Genomic DNA, 26,007 nt, shown 5'->3' with positions numbered 1-26,007 from the left:
TAACCATAAGCCTATCGTCAGTCCGAGTAAGCGTATTTGCGAGTTGCCAATGTCATCAGTTGTTTCGCTTGCCGAAATCTCCCGTGCCGCCCGTCCGCTGAACTGGCTGGACAGCATCATCAAGGGAGATTGCGTGGCCGCGCTGAACGCGCTTCCCGATCATTCGGTCGATGTCGTCTTCGCCGACCCGCCCTATAATCTTCAGCTCGGCGGCACGTTGCACCGGCCCGATCAGTCGCTGGTCGATGCAGTGGACGACGATTGGGACCAGTTTGCTTCCTTCGAAGCCTATGACGCTTTCACCCGCGCCTGGCTGCTTGCCTGCCGGCGTGTCCTGAAGCCCACCGGCACGCTCTGGGTCATCGGTTCCTACCACAATATCTTCCGGGTCGGCGCGATCCTCCAGGACCTGCACTTCTGGGTCTTGAACGATATCATCTGGCGCAAGACCAACCCGATGCCGAACTTCAAGGGCCGCCGCTTCCAGAACGCGCATGAAACGCTGATCTGGGCGACGCCGAACGCCAAGGCCAAGGGTTATACCTTCAACTACGAAGCGATGAAGGCGGCGAACGACGACGTTCAGATGCGCTCCGACTGGCTGTTCCCCATCTGCTCCGGTTCCGAGCGGCTGAAGGGCGACGACGGCAAGAAAGTACACCCGACGCAAAAGCCGGAAGCGCTGCTTGCCCGCATCCTGATGGCCTCGACCAAGCCCGGGGACGTCGTGCTTGATCCGTTCTTCGGCTCCGGCACCACCGGGGCGGTCGCCAAGCGCCTCGGCCGGCACTTCGTCGGGATCGAGCGCGAGCAGGACTATATCGATGCCGCCGCCGAACGTATCGCGGCCGTGGAGCCGCTCGGCAAGGCCACGCTCTCGGTCATGACCGGCAAGAAGGCGGAGCCGCGCGTCGCCTTCAACACTCTGGTGGAAAGCGGGCTCATCAAGCCCGGCACGGTTCTGACGGATGCGAAGCGCCGCTACAGCGCGATCGTCCGCGCCGACGGCACGCTGGCGTCCGGCGGCGAGGCTGGATCCATTCACCGCCTCGGCGCAAAAGTGCAGGGCCTCGACGCCTGCAACGGCTGGACCTTCTGGCACTTCGAGGAGGGAAGCGTATTGAAACCGATCGACGAGCTCAGATCCGTCATTCGAAACGACCTGGCAAAACTGAACTGATCAACCAGTTCCGCCTGGGTCTTCGATAGGCGCCCCCTTCCGGTTTTTGTGCCTTCAGTCCCGGATGAGCGCTTTAAACGCCCGGAATCCGAAGAGGATTCCGGGCGTTTGTATCAATGCGGGGCGTCAGCCGATTACAGCATGGCAGCCGCTGCCAGCGAGGGTGCCGCGTCCGAAGGCTGGATACCGTAGGCCGCGAGATCGGCTTTCAGCCTTTCGGCGCCGGTGAACTGAACCGCGTGCCAGCCGGCCGCTCGCGCGCCTTCGACATTGGCGGCGCTGTCGTCGATGAAGAGCGTCGCGCCCGGATCGAGGTCGAAGGCCTCGGCGTGGGTCCGGTAGATGGCGAGATCGGGCTTGATGAGCCGAACGTCGCCGGAGACCGTGACCCCGCGCGGCAGGGTCAGGAAGGGATAAAGCTTCTGCGCCTCCCGGAAGGTGTCGGAGGCGAAATTGGTCAGCATCGTGACGTCCCAGCCGTCGGCGATCAGGCCTCCCATGATGGCGACCGTCTCCACATAGGCGTGCGGTACCATTTCATGCCAGTGCCGGCGAAAGGCGCGGATGTGATCTTCCCTTTCCGGATGATTGCGGATGAGGATTGCCTCCGCCTCTTCCCAGGAGCGGCCGCGATCCTGCTCTATGTTCCAGTCGGACGTGCAGACATTGGCGAAGAACCAGCTGCGTTCCGCCTCGTCCGGGACGAGGCGGGAATAGGGAAGGTTCGGATCGTAATGGATCAGCACCTTGCCGATGTCGAAAACGATGTGGCGGATATCGATGCTGCTCATTGTTATTCCTGCCGATCCTTGGCTTGCGATGGAAATTGGGGCCGGAGCGGCCGGAAAGCGCTCCGCTTTGCATTTATCCCGCTTCGAACGCATGCGGTATAGCCTTGGCGATTGCCTTTTTCATGACAGTCGGAAGCGCCTGCGCCCTGAGCGAGGCGAGCGGCTCCCACCACCCGCTCGTGTCCGTTCGCGCCTCTCCGATATCGGCGCGCCCGACCCTGGCCCGAAAGACGGACAGGTGCAGCTCGAAATGCGTGAAGACGTGGTTGACGGTCCCGCATGGCTCCCACTCTGCGGGGAAGGGATGAGCGTCTATCGACGTGTCGCCGTCGCGGCGCGACGTCCAGTCCGTGCCGGGCACCTCTGTCATGCCGCCGAGGAGGCCCGTTTCGGGGCGCTTGCGAAGATAGACCGCCTCGAGGCCGTCGACGGCGACGAAGGCCGCACCCAGGCGCAACGGCTTCTCCTTCTTTGCTGCCTTGCGCGGAAATGTCTCCGGGTCGGCTGTTTTCAGGGCCCGGCAATCCGTACGAAAGGGACAGAGCGAACAGGCAGGCCGTTTCGGCGTGCAGATCGTCGCACCGAGATCCATCATCGCCTGGGCGAAATCGCCCGGCCGGTCGGCCGGGGTCAGCGCCTGGACGAGGGCTCGCATTTCGGGCTTGGCCGCGGGCAGCGGCGTTTCGACGGCATGGAGGCGCGAGATCACGCGCTCCACATTGCCGTCGAGAACGGCACTTGCCCGGTTGAAGGCGATCGCGGCGATGGCTGCGGCGGTGTAGTCGCCGATGCCCGGCAGCGCTTTCAGCCCCTCTTCGCTATCGGGAAAACGGCCGCCATGATCGCGGGCGACCGCTTCCGCACATTTCTTCAGGTTCCGCGCGCGGGCGTAGTAGCCGAGGCCGGCCCAGGCCTTCATCACATCCTCGGTGTCTGCCGCGGCAAGGTCGCCGACCGTCGGCCACAGGGCGAGGAATTTCTCGAAGTAAGCCTTGACCGCCTGGACCGTCGTCTGCTGAAGCATCACCTCCGACAGCCAGACGCGATAGGGGTCGGCAACCGCACCTTTCCGCGCCGCTGCCGGCGGCACCCGCCATGGAAGGTCGCGGTGGTGACGATCGTACCATTCGAGAAGAAGTGCGGCGCTCGCCGCCTGTGGAAGATCGCGCATCATTTGCCGGGAGGTCCTTTTGCGGCCTATACTTGGCCGATGCCGGCTTGAGCCGCAAGGTTCGATCGAAATTGCAAACAGAAAGTCGTTCCGTGAGTGAGAGAAAGACCCGAAAGGGCGTCGTTCAGATCAGCGAAGTTGCCAACGGCCTGATCGATCCGGTGCTGGCGAAGCGTGCCGGCATCAACACGATGCTGCTCGGCTCGTGGGACGAAATCGCGGGCGCGGAGTTTGCCGATTGCACCCGGCCGGAAAGAATTGCCTGGCCGCGCCGCGCTTCCGAAATCGCCGGCGAAGGCCGCTACCAGCCGGGTGTGCTGACGGTCGCGTGCGAAGGCGCCCGGGCGCTTTTCCTGACTCATGCCCAGGGCGAGCTGATCCAGCGCATCAACGGCTTCTTCGGTTTCCACGCAATCGGCCAGTTGCGCATCGTCCAGAAGCCGGTCGCACCGCCGCCCAAGCGCTACAGCCGCCCGCCGCCCCTTGTCGGCGAGGCTGCCCGGCGGCTCGAAACCATGATGGAAGGCGTCGAAAGCGAGGCGTTGAAGGCGGCGCTCAAGCGGCTCGGCACTGCCGTTCTGTCGACGCAGCGGCGATGACGGTCACAATTGTTTGAACGCTGTCGAAACACCCCCTCTTGTCGCCCCGCACGTGGCAAGTTATCGAAATCACGCTTCAATTTCCCTCGAGTAGAACACGGGTCCTGTCCATGTCCGCTTCCCAAACAAGCCTTCCGAAACGCCTGCTGAGCGGCGTCGCCGTTGCAGCGCTCGCTATGGCGCTCGCAGCCTGCAGCGATGAAAAGAAGGAGGCGGCTTCAACGACGCCCGCCGAGACCACGGCGAGCACCGATGCGACGACCACCGCCTCGACGTCTCAGGCGCCTGCCGCCGCGAGCGTGGCGAAGCCCGCGACCGAGGTGGCGCAGGCCTCTACCCCAGCCGCCAAGGTCGAGTTGCCGAAGTCGGAGGGCAGCGTCGACATGGCGAAGCTCCTGGAGCCCGGAGCGCTGCCGGAAATGGCGCTCGGAGAAGCCAATGCGCCGGTCACCATCGTCGAATACATGTCGATGACCTGCCCGCATTGTGCCAATTTCCACAACGATACCTTCGACGCGATCAAGGCGAAGTACATCGACAGCGGCAAGGTACGCTTCATCGTCCGCGAATTCCCCTTCGATCCGCGCGCGGCAGCCGCCTTCATGCTGGCGCGCTGTGCACCGGAGGGGCAGTATTTCCCGATGGTTTCCATGCTGTTCAAACAGCAGGAGCAGTGGGCGGCTGCACAGAACGGCCGCGATGCACTCCTGCAATTGTCGAAACTCGCCGGTTTTACACAGGAGAGCTTCGAGGCCTGCTTGACGAACCAGAAACTTCTGGATGATGTGAATGCAGTCATGCAGAGGGGCGCCAAGGAATTCGGGGTCAAATCGACGCCGACTTTCTTCGTCAACGGTGAGCACTATTCGGGGGACATGTCGGTTGACGTTATGTCGGCCCTCATCGACAGCAAGCTCTGATCCTTCGCTTTTGATTCCGACGGGCGACGGCAGCAGCCGTGCGCCCGTTTTTTGTGTTGGGCAGCCAGTGAGGTTTCGCCATGCCTCACGCTGACGTATCGCCGGAAGTTCGCGGCAGCGCGCGCCGCATGCGCAACAGCATGACGGAGGCGGAGGTCAAGCTCTGGAATGAACTTCGTGCGCATCGGCTGATGGGGCTTGGTTTTCGCCGGCAGGTTCCGACTGCCCCCCCCTGCGGGGCAGGGCTATCGCATATGAGCGATAAGAGAAGTGAGGAATTGGTCATCCCAGCCCGCCTTTTTGATTTTCCGGCGGATGGAGGCCTTGTCGGGGTGAGATCGCAAGAGGTTGAGAGCGATCTTGCGCAAGAAGGCAATGTTCTGAGGGCCGTTGTCCTTGCGGTTTCTGGCGGCGTCCTCGCGGAAGTGGACATCCAGAACCCAATGCAGTTTGTTTTCGATTTGCCAATGGGTTCTTACAACCTCGATCAGCGCGCTCGGCGACATGGTGGTGGAGAGCAGGAAGTAGCGGACATGGCTGGTCAAATGGCCGTTGGTATGACGGCTTGTGGTCTCGACGCAGCCGATGGCCTGCAGGCCCGGAAAGTTGATATCGTCGACAGCCACAACGCTGGCGCGGCGTGTCTCGGTGCGGTCATGGGCAGTCTCGGCTGCAATCTGGATGCTCTCGACGTGGTCGGCGTCCTCGATGCGGGCGAGCGCCTGGGCCAAGAGGCCGGGCTGGTTGGCCTTCAGTGCCAGAGCATAATCGCCGCCGGCAGCGAGGATGGCGCGGGCGGTGTCGGGCCGGCAATGCAGGGCATCGGCGGTGACGATAGAGCCCTCCAGTGCCAGCAGCGCGAGCGCATCGAGAGCCCCTTGCACCTCATTGCGGCCCGGCGCGAGCTTTTGGCCGATGACCAGACCGGGACCGGCAGCCCAGACATTGACGAAGTGGAGTGGCGTGGCCTTGGCGGCGCGCCGGTAGGCACCGCGCACCGCCTTGCCATCGATCGCTACCACCCCTTCGAGACCCTGCGCAAAGCTCGCCGTGAGACGGCGAAAGGCCGCGTCAAAGGCATCCGGATCGAGATGGCGGAAGACGGTGGAGAAGGTGTCATGGCTGGGAATGCCATAGGGCAGCGGCACGATTGTCTTCAGCCATTTCTTCTTGGCAACGCCGAAATCGGCCATATCGGTACAGCTTTCCGCACCGCAGACAATCGCCGCAACGGCAATGAACAGGATCGACGTCAACGGATGGCGCGCATTGCGACCGCGCGGATCGGGCAAATCTTCAAAGCAAGCGGCAAATCTACTCATCGAGACCTCCAAGTCAGCGGAGAACTCCAAGAATCGATTTGCCGCAACAAAACAACCGCTTATTTGCTAAATGCGATTCCCCTGCCCTGCGGGGGAGATGCCCGGCAGGGCAGAGGGGGGTGCCGGCTTGTCGCTGCCCCGGCGTGCTCCTCATGAAATTCACCAGGCTGCGCCTGCTCGGCTTCAAATCCTTCGTCGAACCGACGGAATTCGTCATCGAGCGTGGCCTGACCGGGGTCGTCGGGCCGAACGGCTGCGGCAAGTCCAATCTTGTCGAGGCGCTCCGCTGGGTGATGGGCGAGAACTCCTACAAGAACATGCGTGCCTCCGGCATGGACGACGTGATCTTTTCCGGATCCGGCAACCGCCCGGCGCGCAACACGGCCGAGGTCGGCCTGTATCTGGACAACAGCGACCGCACCGCGCCCGCAGCCTTCAACGACAGCGACGAGATACAGGTGACGCGCCGCATCGAGCGCGAGCAGGGCTCGGTCTACCGCATCAATGGCAAGGAGGCGCGCGCCAAGGACGTGCAGTTGCTGTTTGCCGATGCGTCCACCGGTGCACGCTCGCCCTCGATGGTGGGCCAGGGCCGCATCGGCGAGCTGATCGCCGCCAAGCCGCAGGCGCGCCGGCAGCTGCTCGAGGAGGCGGCCGGCATTTCCGGCCTGCATTCGCGCCGCCATGAGGCGGAACTGCGGCTGAAGGCTGCCGAAACCAATCTCGAGCGCCTGGACGACGTTACCTCGCAGCTCGAAAGCCAGATCGAGAGCCTCAAGCGCCAGGCGCGCCAGGCCAACCGGTTCAAGATGCTGTCTGCGGAAATCCGCCGGCACGAGGCGATCCTGTTCCATACCCGCTGGGTGCAGGCCAAGGAAGCGGAGGCCGAGGCGACCAGCCACCTGAACCAGATCACTGCACTCGTCGCCGAGAAGGCGCAGGCGCAGATGGAAGCCGCCAAGGCTCAGGCCGTCGCGAGCCTCAAGCTGCCGGAACTGCGTGAAAACGAGGCGAAGTTCGCTGCCGGGCTGCAGCGCCTGCAGATCGCTCGCGCCCAGCTCGAGGAGGATGCCGGCCGGATCCTGCGCCGCCGTGAGGAATTGCAGCGGCGGCTGGCGCAACTTGCGGAGGACATCGCCCGCGAAGAGCGGCTGATCGCCGACAATGCCGGCATTCTCGCCCGCCTCGATCAGGAGGAGGAAGAACTGCGGGACGTGCTGGCCGAGGCGGATGATCGCGGCGCTCAGGCACGTGAAAGGCTCGATGAGGCCAATGAAAAGCTTGCGGCGAGCGAAGCCGGTCTCGCCCGCATTACGGCCGAGCGCGCCGAGGCGCAGGCCGCGCGCAACCAGATCGAGAGAGCGCTACGCGATCTCTCCGAGCGGCAGGCTCGCCTTGCACGCCAGCTTGCGGATCAGGGGCGTGAACTCGACGATCTTGACGGTCAGATGGCGCGACTCCCCGATCCGGACGAGAAGAGAGAGCAGGTCGAGCTTGCGGAGGCGGCGCTGGAGGAGGCCGAGGCCGCCGTCGCCGCCGTCGAAGAGAGCCTCGCCGAGGCGCGCGCCGACGAAGCCGCCGCGCGCCTGCCCGTCGACCAGGCCCGGGCGCGGCTGAACGGCATCGAGACGGAAGCGCGAACGATCCGGCGCATGCTGGAGGCGGCCGGCGGCAGCACCTATCCGGCCGTCGTAGAGGAGATGAAAGTCGAGCGCGGCTTCGAGGCGGCGCTTGGCGCGGCTCTTGGCGACGACCTCGATTCGCCTCTGGAACAGGCGGCGCCGACGCACTGGCGCATGCCCGGCGACGATGCGGAAGATCCCGCATTGCCGGCCGGCGCCCTGCCTTTGATCGATTTCGTCCAGGCACCGGAGGCGCTGAGGCGAGCGCTCCGGCAGATCGGGATCGTAGAGAGCGACGGGGAGGCGGAGCGACTGCTGCCGCTCCTCAGGGCCGGCCAGCGGCTGGTGACGAGACAGGGCGCCGTCTGGCGATGGGACGGCCACGTCACCGGCTCGGAAGCGCCAAGTGCTGCGGGCCTGAGACTTGCCCAGAAGAACCGCCTTTCCGAACTGGAAGGTGAGGCGGAGGAGGCGAGCGATGCATCGCTGAAGGCGGAGGCGCATCTTGCCGCTGCCGGCGCGCGCATCCGCGCCGAGGACGAGCGGCTAAGGCTTTCGCGCGAGGCGCAACGCATGCTTGCACGGCAGCTCTCCGAGGCGCGCGATGCCCTGGCGGTGGCCGAGCGGGCGTCCGGCGATCTGGCGCGCCGCCGCGCGGTGCTTGCCGAGACGAAGCTCCAGATCGAAGGCCAGGCCGAGGAGATCGCCGAAGAGATCGAGGCGGCCAAGGAAGCCTCTGCCGGTCAGCCGGATCTTGCAGAACTCGACCTGCGGCTGAGCAGGCGGACGGCCGAAGTCGCGACCGACCGTGCGGCGGCGGCCGAGGCTCGCGCTGCACATGACGGTCTCGCACGCGAAAACGATGGGCGCCTCAGGCGGCTTGCGGCCATCGCCGGGGAGCGAGAGACCTGGGCAGCGAGGGCGGCCAGCGCCGAAGATCACATCGCGACGCTTCGCGAGCGCGAGGCGGAGGCGCGGGAGGAGGTCGAGGAACTGCTCGATGCGCCTGACGAGTTCGACGACAAGCGCCGCGCGCTGATGAACGAGCTGCAGAAGGCGGAGGCGTCGCGCCGAGAGGCGGCCGACAGACTCGCCGAGGCGGAAAACCATCAACGCGAAGCGGATCGCCAGGCCGCTACCGCGCTCTCGGAGCTGGCAGAGGTACGCGAAAAGCGCGGCCGCGCCGAAGAGCGGCTTGTTTCCGCGCGGGAGCGGCGTGTCGAGATCGAGGCACGCATTCTCGAAGCACTGTCCTGCGCCCCCCATGAAGTGATGCGCCTTACCGGTCTCGGCTCCGACGAAGGACTACCGGATATGCGCGGCGTCGAACGGGAACTCGAGCGGCTGAAGATCGAGCGGGAACGGCTCGGCGCCGTCAACCTGCGCGCCGACGAGGAGCAGAAGGAGCTTTCGGAGCGGCTCGCGGCGCTGCTCAAGGAACGTGACGACGTCATCGAGGCGATCCGCCGGTTGAGGAGTGCCATCCAGAACCTCAACCGCGAGGGCCGCGAGCGGCTGATTGCCGCGTTCGATGTGGTCAATGTGCAGTTCCAGCGGCTTTTCACCCACCTCTTCGGGGGCGGCACGGCGGAACTGCAGCTCATCGAGAGCGACGACCCGTTGGAAGCGGGGCTCGAAATCCTTGCCCGGCCGCCCGGCAAAAAACCGCAGACGATGACGCTGCTTTCCGGCGGGGAGCAGGCGTTGACTGCCATGGCGCTGATCTTTGCCGTCTTCCTCACCAATCCGGCACCGATCTGCGTTCTCGATGAGGTGGATGCGCCGCTCGACGACCACAATGTCGAGCGCTATTGCAACCTGATGGACGAAATGGCGGCCTCCACCGAGACCCGCTTCGTCATCATCACCCACAATCCGATTACCATGGCCCGGATGAACCGCCTGTTCGGGGTCACAATGGCCGAGCAGGGCGTCTCGCAGCTCGTCTCGGTAGACCTGCAGACGGCAGAGCGGCTGCGCGAAGCCGTCTGATGGCGGCTCTGCAATTTGGTGCACTGCAACAAAAATCTTCGCCGAGTGCATTTTCAGCCCGGAACATATACTGTAGATGGTCTAGATCGGGATAAGGAAACGTGTGCGCGGTTTTCCGCCCGCATCCCGCTCTAACGTCTTAGATTCGATCACGTTCCTGATTTTAGGTCGACGGCTGTTTCGGGTGGAGAACAGGCATGGCGAAATGGGTATATACCTTCGGCGCGGGACAGGCCGAAGGGAGCGCGGAAGACCGTGACCGGCTGGGCGGCAAGGGAGCTAACCTCGCGGAGATGTGCAATCTCGGCCTGCCGGTGCCGCCAGGGCTCACAATCGTCACCGCTGCCTGCAACAGCTATCTCGAGAAGGGCCGCAGCATGCCCGAGGGTCTGCGCGAGCAGGTCCGCGAGGGCATTACCCGGATGGAGAAAATCACCGGACGCGTCTTCGGCGATACCAATCGCCCGCTGCTTCTGTCGGTCCGTTCCGGCGCGCGCGCCTCGATGCCGGGAATGATGGACACGGTCCTGAACCTCGGCCTCAACGATCAATCCGTGCATGCGCTCGGTCACGACGCCGGCGATGCGCGCTTTGCCTGGGACAGTTACCGCCGCTTTATCCAGATGTATGGCGATGTGGTGATGGGGGTGGACCACGAGGTTTTCGAGGAAGTTCTGGAGGACGAAAAGGCGCGCCTCGGTCATGAGCAGGACACGGAGCTTTCCGCCGTCGAATGGCAGCACGTGATCTCGCGCTACAAGGAGGCGATCGAGGAGGTGCTCGGCCTGCCTTTCCCGCAGGATCCGGAAGTCCAGCTCTGGGGCGCGATCGGTGCCGTCTTTTCAAGCTGGATGAACCCGCGGGCCATCACCTACCGCCACCTTCACGGCATACCGGCCGGCTGGGGCACGGCCGTCAACGTCCAGGCCATGGTCTTCGGCAATCTCGGCAATTCGTCCGCGACGGGCGTCGCCTTCACGCGCAACCCGTCGACGGGCGAGAAAGAGCTTTATGGCGAGTTTCTCGTCAATGCTCAGGGCGAGGACGTCGTCGCCGGCATCCGCACGCCGCAGAACATCACCGAGGCGGCCCGCATCGCGTCCGGTTCGGACAAGCCGTCCCTGGAAAAGCTGATGCCGGAGGCTTTTGCCGAGTTCGAAAAGATCTGCAACGCGCTCGAGCGCCACTATCGCGACATGCAGGACATCGAGTTCACGATCGAGCGCGGCAAGCTCTGGATGCTGCAGACGCGTTCCGGCAAGCGAACGGCCAAGTCGGCGCTGAGGATCGCCGTCGACATGGCCGAGGAAGGGCTGATCTCGAAGGAGGAGGCCGTCGCGCGCATCGATCCCGCCTCACTCGACCAGCTTCTGCATCCGACGATCGACCCCCATGCCCGCCGCGACATTATCGGTTCCGGCCTGCCGGCCTCGCCGGGTGCGGCCACGGGCGAGATCGTCTTCAGCTCCGACGAGGCGGTGCAGGCGGTCAAGGAAGGCCGCAAGGTCATTCTCGTTCGCGTCGAGACGAGTCCTGAAGACATCCACGGCATGCATGCGGCGGAAGGCATCCTGACGACCCGCGGCGGCATGACCAGCCACGCGGCGGTCGTCGCCCGCGGTATGGGTACGCCTTGCGTATCGGGTGCCGGCAGCATCCGCGTCGACCAGCGAAACGAGCTCCTGATCGCCGCGAGCGTCACGCTCCGGAAGGGCGACGTGATCACCATCGACGGCTCCTCCGGCCAGGTGCTGAAGGGCGAGATCCCCATGCTGCAGCCGGAACTTTCGGGCGACTTCGGCAAGATCATGCAATGGGCCGACGCAAGCCGCCGCATGACCGTGCGCACCAATGCCGAGACGCCGGCGGATGCGCGCGCCGCCCGCTCCTTCGGCGCCGAAGGCATTGGACTCTGCCGCACGGAGCACATGTTCTTCGAGGACGACCGCATCAATGTGATGCGTGAGATGATCCTGGCGGAAGACGAAGCAGGACGCCGGACGGCGCTCGCCAAGCTTTTGCCGATGCAGCGCTCCGACTTCGTCGAGCTCTTTTCGATCATGCACGGCCTGCCGGTCACGATCCGTCTTCTCGACCCGCCGCTGCACGAGTTCCTGCCGAAAACCGACGAGGAGATCGCAGAGGTTGCGCGCGTGCTGACGATTGATCCCGCGGAACTGCGTCAGCGGGTCGATGCGCTTCACGAGTTCAATCCGATGCTCGGGCATCGCGGTTGCCGCCTGGCAATCTCCTATCCGGAGATCGCCGAGATGCAGGCGCGAGCGATTTTCGAGGCGGCGGTCCAAGCCGCCCACGATACCGGCGCTGCCGTCGTTCCCGAGATCATGGTGCCGCTCGTCGGCCTGCGCGCCGAGCTCGATTACGTCAAGGCGCGGATCGAGGCGGTCGCCAAGGAGGTCATCGGCGAGGCTGGCGTGAACATCGATTATCTGATCGGCACGATGATCGAGTTGCCGCGGGCGGCCCTCAGGGCGGACACGATCGCCGAATCGGCCGATTTCTTCTCCTTCGGCACCAATGACCTGACGCAGACCACCTTCGGCATTTCGCGCGATGACGCAGCGCTGTTCCTGGCCACCTATCAGCAGAAGGGCATCATCGAGCAGGATCCCTTCGTCTCGCTCGATTTCGAGGGCGTGGGCGAACTGATCCAGATCGCGGCGGAGCGGGGCCGGCGGACCAAGAACGGGTTGAAGCTCGGTATCTGCGGCGAGCATGGCGGCGATCCCGCCTCGATTCGCTTCTGCGAGGAAGCGGGTCTCGATTACGTCTCCTGCTCGCCCTTCCGGGTGCCGATCGCGAGACTTGCGGCCGCACAGGCGACGATCAACGGCCGCGAGGTCGCCGAGGTTCAAGCTCTGGCGGCGAGCTGACGGCCAAGGGCGTTCCGGCTACCGGATATCCCCCTCATCCGGCCTGTCGGCCACCTTCTCCCCGCACGCGGGGCGAAGGAGAATCGTCGCAACGTTCAGCGCTACTTGCCCCCGATGGTGATGTTGCTCGCTTCGTGGAGCGACGGTGGATGAGGGATCGGGCGTGCTCGGCGCGTCCCTTCGCCCCGCTTGCGGGGAGAAGGTGCCGGCAGGCGGATGAGGGGCAATCGCGGCCGGCGGAGCCGCTATGATCACGATGACTTTAGGTTGGGTCGACCTGGAATCATCAGCGTGATGATTCCGGCCGCACACACTTCCTCATCCCGCTCTAATGCCAATGGTAGGGGCCGCGCAGGAAAACGTCGTTGTCATAGCGGAAGGCGCGCGCTTCCGCGCGCCGGTCGAGATCTATACGCTGCAGGCAGGTTGCGAACGCATCCGTGCCCCTTCTGAAGCCGTAGGAGGCGCATGTATTTTCGTCTCTCGCTCGCCGTTCCTGCGGCGACATCGACTGGCACGCGGCAAGCACCAGCCCCGCGGCTGCAAGGCCAAGCAGTCTCATGGTCATCGTCGTCATCCTTGCCTCCTGATCGGCACCCCTTCGCGGGGACAGAGACCGATGGCATTCCGCTGGACGACAGGCATGATAATGCAACGCATAAGAAGAAGTCCGTGGGCGCGATTCAACTCGGCGACATCATGCGCCCGTTGCGCATCGCCGGTCAATCGCCCTGCGGAGTTCAGATCCGCTCGAGGACGCCGACGAAGGAGTTGGCGAAGCTCTTGAGCCCGGCGGTGCGCTCGCTCGGCTGCTCGACGCGGATGGTGGTGCCGTCCTGCGCGAGACAGATGAACAGGATGATAGGTGTCTTGTCCTCCGCCTGGCCGTGGCGTACCGCGGCGATCGTCACGCAATCGTCGACAAGACCGGAAGCCGGCAGGATGAAGAGCAGTTCGGCGCCGATGTCGTGAGCCACCTTATGGGTGAAGCCGACGAAATCGTCCTTGTCGCCGGAGAAGCGGTCGAGCGAAAGCTCCAACTCGAGAAGCGCCATGGGTATCGCAGCTTCGCCGACCGGGGGCGGAGGGGCGGGGATGGCGATGTCCATGGTAGACTGCTGTGCGGCCATGATGTCTCTCCGTTGATTTGCCGCGCCTCTTGCCGGCGACGACGGCCGATGCCTCCAAATGCTACAGCGCCGTGTGTCCGGCCAAATAGTGAACCTGAATAGGTGGTTAACGAGAATGGCAAATTTGCGGCACTCGTGTGAGTGGCGCCGCCATATTCGCCGCCCGCATTCTCTCTTTGCCCTCAATAGGGCGATCTCCATCGCCGATGGGGGAAAGATACGGGTTTGCACTACCCGAGCCATGGTCTAAGAAAGGCGAGGTCCTTTTCCGCCTCGGGGATTGATTCCGTTAGATGATTGTCCGGTACGAGCGTCCCTATTCCTACGCGGCCCATTGGGCGCGCCGCATCGCCCGCATCGCATTCATCGTTTTTCTGCTGTCGCTGCTGTCGCATCGTTTCGGTCCTCTGACGACGCCGCACTTTCTGGCGCTGGCGCTGATCGCCGGGGGCTTGGCTCTCCTTGGCGTCGTGCTGGCAACGATCGGGCTCACGCGCCTTTGGCAGGTGGCGGCGATCGGCGGCACCGCTTCCGTCTCGGCACTCTTCTACGCGGCGGTTCCGCTCGGGTTCCTCGGTTATGGGGCGGTGCAATACCTGACGCGACCGGCACTCTACGAGGTCAGTACCGATACCTTGACGCCGCCACCCTGGATCAGGACGCCGGCAACCGCGGAAAGCTGGCTCGGGCGCAAGCGTGCGGTGACGCGGGAAGACCGCGAGGCGCAGGTTGAAGCCTATCCGGGGCTTACCGGCCGGCGCTACGAAGGGGCGCTGGACCGCGTATTCCAAGGCGTGCGCAAGGTCGTCGAGCAGACGCGAATCGCCACCACTGCGGAGTTCGGCGCCGACAACGCGCGGGCGGATCTCGAAGACCTCGCCGTGCGACCCGAGGCAGGCGGGGAAGCGAATGCCGGCCCGAACGTCATCCCCGTCCCGACGGCGCGCCCCACGCAACTGGTCGACGACGGCATACCGGGACGGCGATCCAGCGACGTCGTCCTGCAAGGCGAATGGCGGAGCCTTGTCGTCGGTTTCCGATTCGACGTGCTGATCAGATTGCGCGAAGAGGCGGAAACGACCTTCGTCGATCTGCGCGTGGCCTCGCGCTACGGCCGCCATGACCTGGGCATGGGAGCGATGTTTGCCGAGGAGTTCCTGCGCGACCTCGACGCCGAGCTTCTGGGGATCGCGGGCGATTAGCAAGTGCGCGCGGTTTTGCGCCCCGAATTGCGCCTTTCAGCGATCGACCCAGCGTCACGCCAGCCGGTACGCGCTGGCGAGCGACGGCGGCCCCTCTGTTTCGACGCGCCCCTGCTCGATGAGGTCTTCGATGTGCGCCAGCAGCGAGAGCGCCGCAGCGCCATGCAGCCGCGGGTCGGTCGAGGCGTAGATCACCTTTACCATGTCGGCGATCTGCCGGTCGCCGGCGCGCAGGCGTTCGATCACCGCGCGCTCGCGCATCCTGCGATGCGCCTTCAACGCCCGCACGAAGGAGGCAGGCTCGTTGACCGGACCACCATGCCCGGGCAGGTAGAGCCGATCGTCGCGCTGGAGCAGCTTATCGAGGGAGGCCATGTAATCGGCCATGGCGCCATCCGGCGGCGCGACGATGCTTGTCGCCCAGGCCATCACATGATCGGCGGAAAAGAGGATCCCGGTTCCATCGAGCGCGAAGGCCATGTGGTTGGCCGTGTGCCCCGGCGTCGCTACCGCCGTCAGGCTCCAGCCGTCGCCTTCGACGCGTGCGCCGTCGCAAAGCGCGACATCGGGCGAGAAATCCATGTCCGAACTTTCGCCGAACGGATTGACCTCGCCGGCATGCAGCGGCCGGGCTGCCCGGTGCGGGCCTTCGCCCACAACCATTGCGCCGGTCGCCCGGGCAAGCCTGCCGACGAGCGGAGAGTGGTCGCGATGTGTGTGGCTGACGGCGATATGCGTCACTTCGCGACCTCTGAGTGCGTCCATCAGCGCATGGAAATGCGCGTCGTCCTCCGGGCCCGGATCGATCACCGCGACCGAGCGGCGGCCGACGATGTAGCTATTCGTGCCATGGAAGGTGAAGGGGCCGGGATTGTTGACGGTGATGCGCTCGACACCCTCGGCTACGCTCACCGCTTCGCCATGGGCGGGCTTGAAATCGAGGTCGAATTCCGGAGCTTGCATGTTCCTGGCTTCCCATCCACCTGCCGTGTCCCGTTTGCACGACCGCTCCCGGGGCAAGACCGGTTTCCCGGCCCGTCGGCGCGACCATAGGCCAAAGGCCACAGGGAGGGAACCATCCGTTGCTCGACCGACGTTGCGGCCCGAGCCTCAAAGGCATAAATCTGCGGGCGAAACGAAGTTAAGCATTGTGAGCGCGCACGAGCTTTGCTAATCAGGCGCTCGATTTGGCGAAGAGATTTCCCGCCAGTTTAGTTGGGGCGTAGCCAAGCGGTAAGGCAGCGGTTTTTGGTACCGCCATTCCCTGGTTCGAATCCAGGCGCCCCAGCCACACCCCCGCAAGCGTCGACAGTGAAGGAACTTCCATCCCGAATAAGGAGGAAGAAGAAGCTGCCTGTGATGAGCGTGGCAGGTCGCGGCTTCAGAATAAGCTGCAATAAGCGACCTTGTCTTCCGGGAATTCCCTGCCGATCTAAGAATGGACGACTATACTGGATGACCAGGTTTGAAATATATAAGTTATGTTGTCATAACCTATTCACTTCTGATGGGTTACTTTAAGGTGTATTTTATGATATGTTCATATATCAATATTCGTTATTGACATAAGTCAAATATAAATATACCAACCAAAGCCAGGGAATGGAGTGGAGTGGCTGAGGAGTGAATGGCATTATTTTTCAAACCGCATTGCTTTCTGTCACTGTATTGTTGTCTGCTTTTGCAGCGTGGGCAGGACCATTCGGCATTGAACAAGGGCAGAGGAAGGACTCTCTGCGGATAGTCCATGAGCCTTCGCATTATGGCGTCTACAAGCTTTGTACCGTGCCCAGGCGTCACCCTGCTTTCGAAGTATATTCCGCAGAGATAAGCGAAACTGTCGGTGTTTGCCGCGTAAACGCCGGATCGGTGATGTTTACGGCGGATCGGCTCGGTACGAAGGTTCGGGCGAAGTTTGACGAGATAGTACGCGAACTCGAAGATATCTATGGCCAGGGGAAGGACTTCAAGTCTCTCAAGGAAGGTTCGCGCTGGAGCGAAAACCGCGACTGGGTAATGTCCGTAACGGAGAACGAGCGGACGTACCGGCGCGAGTGGTCCGTTGCATATGGATCAAGGCTTAAGGACGGAATAAGCCGAATAAATCTGGCGGTGCATGGTCTCGGCGAAGATGTATCTTTTATCGCCTTGGAGTACGCCTTCGAAAACTACACCCAATGCTTGTCGGAGAAAACGCAGAGTACTGCAAGCGCGCTCTGAGGCGCCCCGCAGTTCATCGCCGGCAATCGACTCAATTCAGCCGGCGGGTTGGATATTCCGGCGAGCAATCTTATTGTTCCCCCCGATCTCCCGGGCTCGACCTGATCGCGCTCGGCAAACACATGAAGCGGTTGCGGAACAGGGACTGAAAATGACGAGCATGCGAATACTTCGTCGCGCTTGCGCGGCGGGCAATCTTTTCGGGGCGCCGAACCTTTCGGCCGGGGCATTGTTTCGCTTGCTTCTCGTCGCGTTTCTGGTGGCATTTTCATCAGTCGCCCTCGCTCAGGAGAGTGGAGCGCAGCCGGAAGCGGGCGCGGCAACCGGTGCCGAGGGGGCGAGCCAGGCGGATGCTGCGCCGGCATTGCCGCCGCAAGCCTTTCCGGAGGAACAGGCACGCATCGATGCCTGGCGGGCGACGCTGGAACGCGTGGAGCGTGGGCTCCAGGCCGAGCGCATCGACGACGTCACCCTCTCCGATCTGCGCAGGCAGCTCGGTACCATTCCCATGCATGCCGCCGGGCTCAAGGCGAAGCTGCAACCGCGACTGCAGGCGGTCAATCAACGTGTCGAGCAGTTGAAGCCTGCCGATGAGCAGGCCGCCCGCAGTCAGGCCGAAGCGATCAAGCTCGAACATGCGCAGCTCCAGGCGGAGGCGGCCGGTCTTCAGGGCATAGTGCAGCAGGCGGATTTCATCGCGCTGCGCGCACAGCAGAACATCGACATTATCGGAGAACGGCGGCGCGCCCTCTTCACGAGCTCTATCCTGCAGCGCTCGCAAAGCCTTGCCGATCCTTCCTTCTGGTTCGATCTGGCCGCCGCGACGCCGGAGACGCTCGCCAACCAGTCCGGCGTTGTCGGACACTGGTTCGGTGCCCTGATCGAGCGCACCGGCCGTTCGGCCGCAGGCGTTCTCGTCGTCGTCATAGGCTTCGCCGCCTTCCTTCTGTCGCCGGGCCGGCGCTGGCTGACCCGGCGCACGAGCCGCGACCCTTCGGTGCTTCACCCATCCGGGCTCGCCAGGGCGACCGCAGCAGCAGCCATCACGCTTGCCAATCTCCTGATCCCGGCCATCGCCTTCTTCGTGCTCTATCAGGCGATGTCCATTCTCGGTGTCCTGCCTGCAGATCTGGCGGCGGTCCTGAGGCCCGTGTTCTTCGGGCTGACCTTCGCGTCCTTCTTCTACGGCCTCTCCATCGCTGTACTCGCGCCCGAACGGCCGAGCTGGCGGCTCGTCGACGTCACCGACGCGGCGGCGGAGAAATTGATTCCGGTCATCGTTGCGATGGCGGTGATCATCGCCGGCGGCCTTGCCCTCGATGCCTTCCTGAAGGCGACGCATGCGCCCTTGTCCTTCGCGGTCGCGGCACAAGGCCTCGGTGCCGTCGCGCTCGGCATCCTCGCCATGATCGCGCTCAGATTCGTCGCTCGCGAAGACGACGACGAGAGCCAGCAGGGAGCGAGCTCAACCTGGCGACTCCTGATTCCGGTGACCTGGGCGGTCGCCGCTCTGACCGTCGTTGCACCGCTCGCAGGCTTTGTGGCCTTCGGCCGCTTCGCTGCGCTCCAGATCGTCTTCACGACGGCAGTGCTGATGAGCCTCGTGCTCTTGCTACGCCTTGCCGACGAGGCGATTTCCTACGGCTTTTCGGTACAGACCCGGATCGGCGGCTTCATGCGGCAGGCGATCGGGTTCAAGCCCAACACGATCAGCCAGATCGGCGTGATCCTCGCGGGCTTCGCGCGTCTGGTCGTGATCATGATTGCCATCATGGCCCTTCTTGCGCCCTGGGGCATCCAATCGGAGGACGTGGTCGGCACCTTCGCCTCCGCCTTTTTCGGTTTCGAGATCGGCGGCTTCTCGTTTTCGCCTTCGGCTATTCTCGGCGCGATCGTCGTCTTCATCATCGTAATCGTCGCGACGCGCGGCTTTCAGAGGTGGCTGGACGGCCGCCTCTTGCCGCAAACCAGCCTCGATGCCGGCCTCAGGACCTCGATCCATACGGGCGTCGGCTATGTCGGCGCGGCGATCGCAGGTCTCGTGGCCTTTTCCTATGCGGGTCTCAATCTTCAGAACGTCGCCATCGTTGCCAGCGCGCTGTCCGTCGGTATCGGTTTCGGCCTCCAGTCCATCGTCAACAACTTCGTCAGCGGGATCATCCTGCTCGCCGAACGGCCCTTCAAGGTCGGGGACCGCATCGAAGTCGGCCAGAACATGGGGATCGTCCAGCGCGTCAGCGTCAGGGCTACCCAGATCCAGACATTCGACAATGTGACCGTGATCGTACCCAATGCCGACCTGATCAGCGGCCAGGTGGTCAACTGGATGCATGGCGACTTCTCGGCGCGCCTGAAGATTCCGGTGGGGGTCTCCTATGATTCGGACCCGGAGCAGGTGAGGCGGGTGCTGCTGGAAATCGCCATGGACAATCCGCGCGTCTTGAAAATTCCGGAGCCTTTCGTTTCGTTCACCGATTTCGGAGCCGATGCCCTGCAGTTCACCTTGTTCTGCCACGTTGGCAACATCAACGCCGATGCGGGCGCGGCGAGCGATATGCGTTTCGAAATCGCCAGGCGCTTCCGCGAGGAAAAGATCGAAATGCCGTTTGGCCAGCGCGAAATCCATCTTCGCGATCTCGCCAGCATCGAAGGGCTGGTCCGCGAGCTGTTCGATGGCCGAGCCGCGACGCCGGCCCCAGCATCTTCTCAGCCGGGGCAAACGCGCGCGAAGCGCCGGAAGAGTGCCGCCGAGGCCGCCGGCGAATGAGTATGAAAGGCAGTTCCGGATGACGAAGCAGGCCCGCTGGCTTTCGGCAGCGGGCCGGGGGTATCCGGGGCGGATCGGGCTGCCTATTCCGCCTTTGCGCCGCCCAGAAACTCCTCGCACCAGGTCGGGCCGTTCGGACGCTTGCGGTCGCCGACGATCCGGATCGCGCGGATGACGTAGTCGGAGGAGACGGTGAGCTGAACGGAGCAGCTCAGATATTCCGTGCGCGGGGCCGAGATGCGCTTGCCGCGTTTGCCGTCGGCGGTCTTTTCGTATTCTGCCGCGATCTTGCGCGTCTTGTAACCGCCCTTCCAGCTATAGACGGTGTCGCCGCCCGCTTCGACGTCGGAAATGGGGGGGCCGAACTGGGCGAAGAATGGCCCCGCCGGCTGGCCGAGCCAGCGTGCCTCGACCGCATTTCTCGTGATCCCGGTCGTCGTCGTGCAGCCGGCAAGAAGCAGCCCGAGGGCGCCCGCCGTCATCATGCGGAAATTCATGTGTCTGTCCCTTAGATATGTCCTGAAACCTGCGGCGCGGAAGGGCCGGAATCCCCCGGTTTTCCTTGCGGTCCGCCGAGGCTCTAGCGCTAAAAGCCGTGAAAGAAAATCGGCACGGAGCATTGCCGCCGAGGAAATTGGAGAGCGTTGCAGAAACGCCCTATTCCCGCATGAGTCGGGCGTGCCGGCGGCCGGAATATTTTGACCCTTAGCGCGGTCTTTTTTGCGATAGGCGCTTGTGAAATCAAAAATGCTGTTCTATAGAGGCGCCGCTGGTCACGGAGTGTAGCGCAGTCTGGTAGCGCACCACGTTCGGGACGTGGGGGTCGAGTGTTCGAATCACTCCACTCCGACCAGCTGAAACAATCCCCCGATTATTGTTGTTGTTGATCCGGCTTCTTAGCCGGGTGACGCGCGGCCTCAGGTCTTGATCGCGATAGCGATAGGCCCCGCCAACCGGACGGTGCGGGTCCGGCGTAGCTTTGCCACGCTTTTATTGTTCACAGGGAAACGGCTTGTTCTCGAATCTCCGTCTTATCGGAGTGAACAATCGGCGCGAATATGCTTCAAAGTGCAAACCCGTGAGGCAGCGATGTCGAAAGAACCTATCTTCACTCTACGTGAATTTGTCGTCTGGGCAGCCATTCTCGGCAGCGTGGTCGGCTATCAGCTTTGGAATCATGCCGATCCGCCGCCGCTGACGATCGATCTCGCGACGATCGAGCCGCGCGCCTGAACGCCTTATTGCGCCAGATCGTCGAGATCCACGGAGAGAGCTTCGGCAATCTTCTTCATGGTTGAAAGACTTCCGTCCTTCTTCCCGCTCTCGATTTCGGAGAGATAGGGAGCGCTGATCCTGGCCTTCTTCGCCAATTCTCGAGCGGCCATGCCGCGATGGGAGCGCCAGACCTTGACCGCGTTCTCGCCAGCCAGAAGACGGTTGACGACCTCGGCCGGCACGAGCTCGTCGCGGCCAGCGGCGATATCGGCCTTCACCTTGTCGGCCTGCGCGATATCGGCCCTATCGAGCAAATCTTCATATTCAGCAATGGGAAGGACGACCAGGGTTTCGCCACCCGGGGTGGTAATGGTCTGCATAACGGACTCCTATTCGTAGACGCTGCCGCGAGAGCCGATCTTGATGATGTCGAGGACAACACCTTGATCGTCCATGATAACCCGCCAATCGCCAACCTGTCGAAAGCTGCGCAGCAAAAAGGGGCCTGACGGCCCCTCTGCTCATCGATGACTCTGTCAGGTCACCCGTCAATCGCGTCTATGATGTTGACCGCCTTGCCGGCCGTGACACGACGCACCTCCACGTCTTCGCGGCGGCTTGCAAAGAGCTCCGTTGCCATGAGCTGATCGGCGAGATCGGCCGGCAGAGACAGGATCACACGGCTCTCCTCGGCATGGATGCCCCCGAGCGCGGCGCGCTTGGCGGTGATCATGCCGCCGGCCACCGTGTTGTTGGTGTCGGGGTCGATCAGGATGAAGGCGCCGGTCGTGCGGTTCTGCTCATAGGTGTCGAAGATCGCCTGTTCGTCGAAGGCGAGGTGCACCTTGCCGATCGCATTCATCGGCAATTCGTCTGCGTGGTTCCACTTGCCGCTCTTGAGTTCGAGCTGACTGACCGGCTGCACCTGCACGCGCTGGCGGCGGCTGCCGGACTTCAGCCAGTAGCGCTTGCCCGGCTGGATGCCTTCCGGCTGCAGCGCCACGAGTTGCGCATCGAAGGCGAGCCCGGTCATCGGCTGGCTGTCGATCGAGGCGATCACGTCGCCGCGGGAAACGTCCACCTGGCGGTCGAGCACCAGCGTGATCGCGTCGCCGGCAACCGCCGCATTGCGCACGAGATCGAAGGTGACGATCTTGCTCACATTGGCGACCATGCCGGACGGCAGGATGACGACGGAGTCCCCCGGCTTCACCGAGCCGCCGGCGACCGTGCCCTGATAACCGCGGAAGCTTTCTCCCGGGCGCGATACGCGCTGCACCGGCAGGCGGAAGCCGACGGTCTGGGCGGAGCGGGTCGTGGCAAGCTCCAGAATCTCGATCAGCGTCGGGCCGTCATACCAGGGCATGGAAGCGCGGCCGTCATAGACGACGTTCTCGCCCTTGAGCGCCGAGACCGGAATTGCGGTGACCTGGCGGACTCCGAGCGAAAGGGCCAGTTCCCGGAACTCGTGCGAGATCTGATCGAAGCGGGCGCGGTCGTAGTTCGTCAGGTCGATCTTGTTGACGGCGAGCACGAACTGGCGGATGCCCATCAGCGTCGCGATCGTCGCGTGGCGGCGGGTCTGCTCCAAAAGGCCGACACGTGCGTCGACGAGCAGCACGGCGAGGTCGGCGGTCGAAGCGCCGGTCGCCATATTGCGCGTGTATTGCTCGTGGCCGGGCGTGTCGGCGACGATGAAGGAGCGCTTGTCGGTCGCGAAATAGCGATAGGCGACATCGATGGTTATGCCCTGTTCCCGCTCGGCCTGAAGGCCGTCGAGCAGGAGAGCGAAATCCGGGAGGCCGAGATCGTTCTGCTTGCCGCTGGAATCGCGCTGAAGGCTTGCCGCCTGGTCTTCCTTGACCGCCTTGGTGTCCCAAAGCAGCCGGCCGATCAGCGTCGATTTGCCGTCATCGACGCTGCCGCAGGTGATGAGGCGAAGGGGGCGCGTGTCGCGCACGACCCGCGCAGTCTCCTGCACCGGGAGGGATACGACGGTTTGGTCCAGGGCTGCGTTCGCTGCTGCCGGTGCGGTCATCAGAAATATCCTTCGCGTTTCTTCTTTTCCATCGAACCGGCCTGGTCGCGGTCGATCGCGCGGCCCTGACGTTCGGAGACGGTCGCGGTTTCAAGTTCGGCAATGATGTCGTCGAGCGTGTCGGCTTCGGAGCGGATCGCACCCGTGAGCGGGAAGCAGCCGAGCGTGCGGAAGCGGATGACTTCCTCGCGCTTGACCTCGCCGGGAAGCAGCTCGAGACGAGGATCCTCGGCGAGGATCAGCATGCCGTCGCGCTCTACGACGGGGCGCTTCTTGGCGAAATAGAGCGGCACGATCGGGATATCTTCCGCCTGGATGTAGCGCCAGATGTCGACCTCGGTCCAGTTGGACAGAGGGAAGGCGCGGACGCTCTCGCCCTTGCGGATCATGCCGTTATAGACGTTCCACAGTTCCGGGCGCTGGTTGCGTGGATCCCAGCGATGATCCGGCGTGCGGAAGGAATAGATGCGCTCCTTGGCACGGCTTGCCTCCTCGTCACGGCGCGCGCCGCCAAATGCGGCGTCGTACTGGCCAGCGTCGAGCGCCTGGCGCAACGCTTCGGTCTTCATGATGTCGGTATAGAGCGCCGAACCGTGCGTGAACGGCGTGACGTTCTCGGCTGCGCCGCGCGGATTGGTGTGGGCAACGAGGTCGAGATCGTATTTCGCGACCATCTCGTCACGGAATGCGATCATCTCGCGGAACTTCCAGCCGGTGTCGACATGCAGGAGCGGGAAGGGGATGCGGCCGGGATAGAAGGCCTTGCGGGCAAGATGCAGCAGGACCGACGAATCCTTGCCGATCGAGTAGAGCATCACCGGGCGCTCGAATTCGGCCGCGACCTCGCGGAAGATGTGAATCGCTTCGTTCTCGAGCGCCTTCAGATGCGGATCGAGCGGCGGTTTCGTGCTCTGCGGATTGTGCAGTTCCGTTTCCGGAAGAGTATGGGGCATTGCTGACTCCGGGGAAGATCGTGGTCTTCGGGTGCGGCGCGTGGCGCTCAGGCCGCGTTGCTGGCGTTGGGGATGATCGAGGAAGCCGCTTCCGGCACATGCAGGCCGCATTCGCGCTTCTCGTCGTTCTCCCACCACCAGCGGCCGGCGCGCTCCGGCTCGCCGGGCTTGATGGCACGGGTGCAGGGCTCGCAACCGATCGACGGATAGCCGCGACTGTGCAGCGGGTTGACGGGAATGCCCTCTGCCGCGACATGGGCCTGGATCGTCTCGATGCCCCAGTCGGCGAGCGGATTGATCTTGATGAGTCCGCGCTCGACGTCGGCTTCAGCGAAAGGGGTCGTGGCACGGTTGCCCGACTGCCCGCGGCGCAGGCCCGTGATCCAATAGCTTGCTCCGTCGAGCGCGCGCGCAAGCGGCTTCAGCTTGCGCACGCCGCAACAGGCATGCCGGGCTTCCACGCTTTCGTAGAACCCGTTCATGCCGTATTGCGCCACATAGGCGTCGATGTCGGCTTTCTCAGGATAATAGCGCTTGATGAGGATGTCATAGGTTTCCTCGGTCTGGTCGATCAGCGCCACCGTCTCGTTGAAGAGGCGGCCCGTCTTCAGCGTCGCGACTTCGATGTCGAGACGGTTGCTGCCGATCGCGGCGGTAATGACCTGGTCCTCGATGCCGAGCGACGTGGTAAAGACCGCGCGGCCTTCAAGCCCGGCAATGAGCGCCAGCCGGCCGGCGAGATCCAGGCTTTCGAGCTTGTCGTTGAGGGCCTTCGCCTCCGCATCGAGGGCCATCACGTCTGCTTCGAGGGCCACCGCTTCTGCTTTGAGGGATTGCGTCGTCATGGCTGCATCCTGTTGCAATTTGCACGGAATATGGCAGCCGCTGGTGTCAATGGACAGAAAAACGGATTTCTATTGCTCAAGGATCAGAGCAAATATCTCTCTGATCCATAAAGTTCTAAGAAAACCTAGTAATCCAGTAGATTATTGTCTTACGATTAAACCCGCCAGCTGTCTTCGCGCGCGGTGCTGCCGTTCAACAATCGTTGAATGCTCTGTCCATCTGCTTCGCGTGCTCCACTTTCAGACTGACCCCGCGAGCCCACGAAAGGAGACAAAGACATGGCAAAATCCTTGCCGTCCCGCATATTCGCTGGAGTGGCTTTCGGCCTGCTTCTGGTGACGGGCGCCTATGCGCATCACGGCTGGTCCTGGGCGGAGGCCGATCAGGTCGAGCTTTCAGGGACGATACGCGAGATCTCCATGGCACCGCCGCATCCGACCCTTCAGGTCGAGACGCGGAATGACGGCACCTGGCGTGTCGAACTCGGCAACCCGCGGCTCACCGAGCGTTCGGGCTTTGTGGAAGGGGCAGCCAAGGCCGGCGATCCGATCGTCGTGCTCGGCAACCGCTCGCTCGACCGGAACGAGAAGAGGATGAAGGCCGTGCGGATCACAGTCGCCGGAAAGGTCTATGACATCTATCCGGAGCGCATTCGGACAAATTGATGGAGGAGGCGCTGACGTGGATCGGGGCGTTGCCCTTCGCCGTGGCGATACGGCGCTCCGCGGTGCTCTACATCTTCGTGAACGCCGCCCACATACTCTCGATCGGGATAATCGTCGGCTCGATCCTGCCGCTCGATCTGCGGCTGCTCGGCTTCTTCCGCAGCGTGCCGGTCGCAGTGGTCGGACCCTATCTTTCACGTACGGCGGCAATCGGCGTAGCGTTGGCCATCGCCACCGGTTTCTGTCTCTTCAGCGTGCGCCCGGTTGAATATGCCGCCAACCCCGCCTTCCTGACGAAGATGACGCTGCTCGCGCTCGGCGTACTCAACGCGGCCATATTGCATCTGACCCCGCAATGGCGCGACGCCGTTAAAGGCGGGCCGCTCTCCCCGAGGGTCCGCCTTTCCGCGCTGCTTTCCATGTCGATCTGGACCGGCGCGGTCCTTGCCGGGCGCTGGATCGGTTTCCTCTCGGAATAAG

The 26,007-nt window shown here is 63.5% G+C and carries 22 protein-coding genes, 2 tRNA genes and 1 pseudogene; 14 read left to right on the top strand and 11 right to left on the bottom strand.

All coding sequences use genetic code 11. The features are described 5' to 3' along the window. Nucleotides 1–49 precede the first annotated feature (49 nt). Nucleotides 50–1,180, top strand: coding sequence for a site-specific DNA-methyltransferase (locus JOH52_RS01305; RefSeq protein ID WP_010968922.1), 1,131 nt, complete (start codon nt 50–52; stop codon nt 1,178–1,180). A gap of 134 nt (nt 1,181–1,314) precedes the next feature. On the opposite strand, the gene JOH52_RS01300 is transcribed toward JOH52_RS01305, so the two are convergent. Both JOH52_RS01300 and mutY read right to left on the bottom strand, forming a co-directional pair. Continuing rightward, nucleotides 1,315–1,971, bottom strand: coding sequence for an HAD family hydrolase (locus tag JOH52_RS01300; RefSeq protein ID WP_010968923.1), 657 nt, complete (start codon nt 1,969–1,971; stop codon nt 1,315–1,317). 73 nt (nt 1,972–2,044) lie between these two features. Then, nucleotides 2,045–3,145, bottom strand: a complete 1,101-nt coding sequence (gene mutY, locus JOH52_RS01295) for an A/G-specific adenine glycosylase (RefSeq protein WP_010968924.1) — start codon at nt 3,143–3,145, stop codon at nt 2,045–2,047. 89 nt (nt 3,146–3,234) lie between these two features. On the opposite strand from mutY, the gene JOH52_RS01290 reads away from it, so the two are divergent. The 3 genes and pseudogenes from JOH52_RS01290 to JOH52_RS01280 all read left to right on the top strand — a co-directional run. Continuing rightward, nucleotides 3,235–3,741, top strand: coding sequence for a DUF721 domain-containing protein (locus JOH52_RS01290; protein WP_013844118.1), 507 nt, complete (start codon nt 3,235–3,237; stop codon nt 3,739–3,741). A 110-nt stretch (nt 3,742–3,851) separates the two neighbouring features. Further along, on the top strand, nt 3,852–4,661 hold the full coding sequence (locus JOH52_RS01285) for a DsbA family protein (protein WP_010968926.1): 810 nt from the start codon (nt 3,852–3,854) through the stop codon (nt 4,659–4,661). An 80-nt stretch (nt 4,662–4,741) separates the two neighbouring features. Continuing rightward, nucleotides 4,742–4,888: pseudogene (locus JOH52_RS01280) on the top strand (DUF559 domain-containing protein); the annotation flags it as partial. An 18-nt stretch (nt 4,889–4,906) separates the two neighbouring features. Here JOH52_RS01280 and JOH52_RS01275 read toward each other — a convergent pair. Further along, nucleotides 4,907–5,983 (bottom strand): ISAs1-like element ISRm21 family transposase, encoded by a 1,077-nt coding sequence (locus tag JOH52_RS01275; RefSeq protein ID WP_010969728.1) that lies wholly within the window; start codon nt 5,981–5,983, stop codon nt 4,907–4,909. 152 nt (nt 5,984–6,135) lie between these two features. Here JOH52_RS01275 and JOH52_RS01270 point away from each other — a divergent pair, with 152 nt between their 5' ends. Together JOH52_RS01270 and ppdK are read left to right on the top strand one after the other, a co-directional pair. Further along, nucleotides 6,136–9,597, top strand: coding sequence for a chromosome segregation SMC family protein (locus JOH52_RS01270; protein ID WP_020479498.1), 3,462 nt, complete (start codon nt 6,136–6,138; stop codon nt 9,595–9,597). A 197-nt stretch (nt 9,598–9,794) separates the two neighbouring features. Continuing rightward, nucleotides 9,795–12,491 carry a pyruvate, phosphate dikinase gene (gene ppdK, locus JOH52_RS01265; protein WP_028004818.1) on the top strand — a complete coding sequence of 899 codons (2,697 nt, stop codon included), beginning with the start codon at nt 9,795–9,797 and terminating at the stop codon, nt 12,489–12,491. 328 nt (nt 12,492–12,819) lie between these two features. On the opposite strand, the gene JOH52_RS01260 is transcribed toward ppdK, so the two are convergent. Together JOH52_RS01260 and JOH52_RS01255 are read right to left on the bottom strand one after the other, a co-directional pair. Continuing rightward, nucleotides 12,820–13,068, bottom strand: a complete 249-nt coding sequence (locus JOH52_RS01260; protein WP_010968930.1) for a hypothetical protein — start codon at nt 13,066–13,068, stop codon at nt 12,820–12,822. 163 nt (nt 13,069–13,231) lie between these two features. Next, a complete protein-coding gene (locus JOH52_RS01255; protein WP_003536293.1) occupies nt 13,232–13,621 on the bottom strand; it encodes a hypothetical protein in 390 nt (129 codons plus the stop codon). A 293-nt stretch (nt 13,622–13,914) separates the two neighbouring features. On the opposite strand from JOH52_RS01255, the gene JOH52_RS01250 reads away from it, so the two are divergent. Continuing rightward, entirely contained in the window at nt 13,915–14,823 is a 909-nt protein-coding gene (locus tag JOH52_RS01250; protein WP_010968931.1) for a DUF1499 domain-containing protein, read from the top strand. Nucleotides 14,824–14,877: 54 nt separating this feature from the next. Here JOH52_RS01250 and JOH52_RS01245 read toward each other — a convergent pair whose 3' ends face one another. Then, nucleotides 14,878–15,786 (bottom strand): MBL fold metallo-hydrolase, encoded by a 909-nt coding sequence (locus tag JOH52_RS01245; RefSeq protein WP_010968932.1) that lies wholly within the window; start codon nt 15,784–15,786, stop codon nt 14,878–14,880. A gap of 253 nt (nt 15,787–16,039) precedes the next feature. Between JOH52_RS01245 and JOH52_RS01240 the strand changes: the two genes are divergently transcribed. The 3 genes from JOH52_RS01240 (at nt 16,040) to JOH52_RS01230 (ending at nt 19,810) form a co-directional block, all read left to right on the top strand. Then, nucleotides 16,040–16,114: transfer RNA gene (locus tag JOH52_RS01240), tRNA-Gln, on the top strand. Between the two features lie 581 nt (nt 16,115–16,695). After that, nucleotides 16,696–17,043, top strand: a complete 348-nt coding sequence (locus JOH52_RS36090) for a hypothetical protein (protein ID WP_017265084.1) — start codon at nt 16,696–16,698, stop codon at nt 17,041–17,043. 151 nt (nt 17,044–17,194) lie between these two features. Continuing rightward, nucleotides 17,195–19,810: a mechanosensitive ion channel family protein gene (locus tag JOH52_RS01230; RefSeq protein ID WP_014529105.1), complete on the top strand. Its 2,616-nt coding sequence runs from the start codon at nt 17,195–17,197 to the stop codon at nt 19,808–19,810. Between the two features lie 83 nt (nt 19,811–19,893). Here JOH52_RS01230 and JOH52_RS01225 read toward each other — a convergent pair whose 3' ends face one another. Then, a complete protein-coding gene (locus JOH52_RS01225) occupies nt 19,894–20,307 on the bottom strand; it encodes a hypothetical protein (protein WP_003536285.1) in 414 nt (137 codons plus the stop codon). Between the two features lie 279 nt (nt 20,308–20,586). Between JOH52_RS01225 and JOH52_RS01220 the strand changes: the two genes are divergently transcribed. Together JOH52_RS01220 and JOH52_RS01215 are read left to right on the top strand one after the other, a co-directional pair. Next, nucleotides 20,587–20,663, top strand: a tRNA-Pro gene (locus JOH52_RS01220). Nucleotides 20,664–20,899: 236 nt separating this feature from the next. Beyond that, entirely contained in the window at nt 20,900–21,043 is a 144-nt protein-coding gene (locus tag JOH52_RS01215) for a hypothetical protein (protein WP_010968935.1), read from the top strand. Nucleotides 21,044–21,048: 5 nt separating this feature from the next. Here JOH52_RS01215 and JOH52_RS01210 read toward each other — a convergent pair whose 3' ends face one another. The 4 genes from JOH52_RS01210 to JOH52_RS01195 form a co-directional block, all read right to left on the bottom strand. Beyond that, on the bottom strand, nt 21,049–21,405 hold the full coding sequence (locus JOH52_RS01210) for a helix-turn-helix transcriptional regulator (protein WP_010968936.1): 357 nt from the start codon (nt 21,403–21,405) through the stop codon (nt 21,049–21,051). 161 nt (nt 21,406–21,566) lie between these two features. Continuing rightward, a complete protein-coding gene (cysN, locus tag JOH52_RS01205; RefSeq protein WP_013844122.1) occupies nt 21,567–23,063 on the bottom strand; it encodes a sulfate adenylyltransferase subunit CysN in 1,497 nt (498 codons plus the stop codon). Next, the gene (cysD, locus tag JOH52_RS01200; RefSeq protein WP_003536273.1) at nt 23,063–24,016 is read right to left on the bottom strand and encodes a sulfate adenylyltransferase subunit CysD; all 954 of its coding nucleotides are present in this window, start codon (nt 24,014–24,016) and stop codon (nt 23,063–23,065) included. Before cysD ends, cysN begins: the two co-directional genes overlap by 1 nt. Nucleotides 24,017–24,063: 47 nt before the next feature. Beyond that, nucleotides 24,064–24,861, bottom strand: a complete 798-nt coding sequence (locus JOH52_RS01195; protein WP_010968938.1) for a phosphoadenylyl-sulfate reductase — start codon at nt 24,859–24,861, stop codon at nt 24,064–24,066. A 279-nt stretch (nt 24,862–25,140) separates the two neighbouring features. Here JOH52_RS01195 and JOH52_RS01190 point away from each other — a divergent pair, with 279 nt between their 5' ends. Further along, entirely contained in the window at nt 25,141–25,527 is a 387-nt protein-coding gene (locus JOH52_RS01190) for a DUF6152 family protein (protein WP_003536268.1), read from the top strand. Continuing rightward, nucleotides 25,527–26,006 (top strand): DUF6644 family protein, encoded by a 480-nt coding sequence (locus JOH52_RS01185; RefSeq protein WP_010968939.1) that lies wholly within the window; start codon nt 25,527–25,529, stop codon nt 26,004–26,006. Before JOH52_RS01190 ends, JOH52_RS01185 begins: the two co-directional genes overlap by 1 nt. Nucleotide 26,007 lies beyond the last annotated feature (1 nt).

This window comes from Sinorhizobium meliloti, from assembly GCF_017876815.1.
In the GTDB taxonomy this organism is placed as follows: Bacteria; Pseudomonadota; Alphaproteobacteria; order Rhizobiales; family Rhizobiaceae; genus Sinorhizobium; species Sinorhizobium meliloti.
This window is presented reverse-complemented; position numbering and strand designations above follow the sequence as displayed.

Bases quoted from the DNA above. Each gene is read 5' to 3' on its own strand.
- JOH52_RS01275 (WP_010969728.1), bottom strand. From the start codon at position 5,983: ATGAGTAGATTTGCCGCTTGCTTTGAAGATTTGCCCGATCCGCGCGGT.
- JOH52_RS01300 (WP_010968923.1), bottom strand. From the start codon at position 1,971: ATGAGCAGCATCGATATCCGCCACATCGTTTTCGACATCGGCAAGGTG.
- JOH52_RS01195 (WP_010968938.1), bottom strand. From the start codon at position 24,861: ATGACGACGCAATCCCTCAAAGCAGAAGCGGTGGCCCTCGAAGCAGAC.
- JOH52_RS01190 (WP_003536268.1), top strand. From the start codon at position 25,141: ATGGCAAAATCCTTGCCGTCCCGCATATTCGCTGGAGTGGCTTTCGGC.
- JOH52_RS01225 (WP_003536285.1), bottom strand. From the start codon at position 20,307: ATGAATTTCCGCATGATGACGGCGGGCGCCCTCGGGCTGCTTCTTGCC.
- JOH52_RS36090 (WP_017265084.1), top strand. From the start codon at position 16,696: ATGTTTACGGCGGATCGGCTCGGTACGAAGGTTCGGGCGAAGTTTGAC.
- JOH52_RS01305 (WP_010968922.1), top strand. From the start codon at position 50: ATGTCATCAGTTGTTTCGCTTGCCGAAATCTCCCGTGCCGCCCGTCCG.
- JOH52_RS01245 (WP_010968932.1), bottom strand. From the start codon at position 15,786: ATGCAAGCTCCGGAATTCGACCTCGATTTCAAGCCCGCCCATGGCGAA.
- JOH52_RS01185 (WP_010968939.1), top strand. From the start codon at position 25,527: ATGGAGGAGGCGCTGACGTGGATCGGGGCGTTGCCCTTCGCCGTGGCG.
- JOH52_RS01270 (WP_020479498.1), top strand. From the start codon at position 6,136: ATGAAATTCACCAGGCTGCGCCTGCTCGGCTTCAAATCCTTCGTCGAA.
- JOH52_RS01285 (WP_010968926.1), top strand. From the start codon at position 3,852: ATGTCCGCTTCCCAAACAAGCCTTCCGAAACGCCTGCTGAGCGGCGTC.
- JOH52_RS01215 (WP_010968935.1), top strand. From the start codon at position 20,900: ATGTCGAAAGAACCTATCTTCACTCTACGTGAATTTGTCGTCTGGGCA.
- JOH52_RS01260 (WP_010968930.1), bottom strand. From the start codon at position 13,068: ATGACGACGATGACCATGAGACTGCTTGGCCTTGCAGCCGCGGGGCTG.
- cysD (WP_003536273.1), bottom strand. From the start codon at position 24,016: ATGCCCCATACTCTTCCGGAAACGGAACTGCACAATCCGCAGAGCACG.
- JOH52_RS01250 (WP_010968931.1), top strand. From the start codon at position 13,915: ATGATTGTCCGGTACGAGCGTCCCTATTCCTACGCGGCCCATTGGGCG.
- JOH52_RS01230 (WP_014529105.1), top strand. From the start codon at position 17,195: ATGACGAGCATGCGAATACTTCGTCGCGCTTGCGCGGCGGGCAATCTT.
- cysN (WP_013844122.1), bottom strand. From the start codon at position 23,063: ATGACCGCACCGGCAGCAGCGAACGCAGCCCTGGACCAAACCGTCGTA.
- ppdK (WP_028004818.1), top strand. From the start codon at position 9,795: ATGGCGAAATGGGTATATACCTTCGGCGCGGGACAGGCCGAAGGGAGC.
- mutY (WP_010968924.1), bottom strand. From the start codon at position 3,145: ATGATGCGCGATCTTCCACAGGCGGCGAGCGCCGCACTTCTTCTCGAA.
- JOH52_RS01255 (WP_003536293.1), bottom strand. From the start codon at position 13,621: ATGGCCGCACAGCAGTCTACCATGGACATCGCCATCCCCGCCCCTCCG.
- JOH52_RS01210 (WP_010968936.1), bottom strand. From the start codon at position 21,405: ATGCAGACCATTACCACCCCGGGTGGCGAAACCCTGGTCGTCCTTCCC.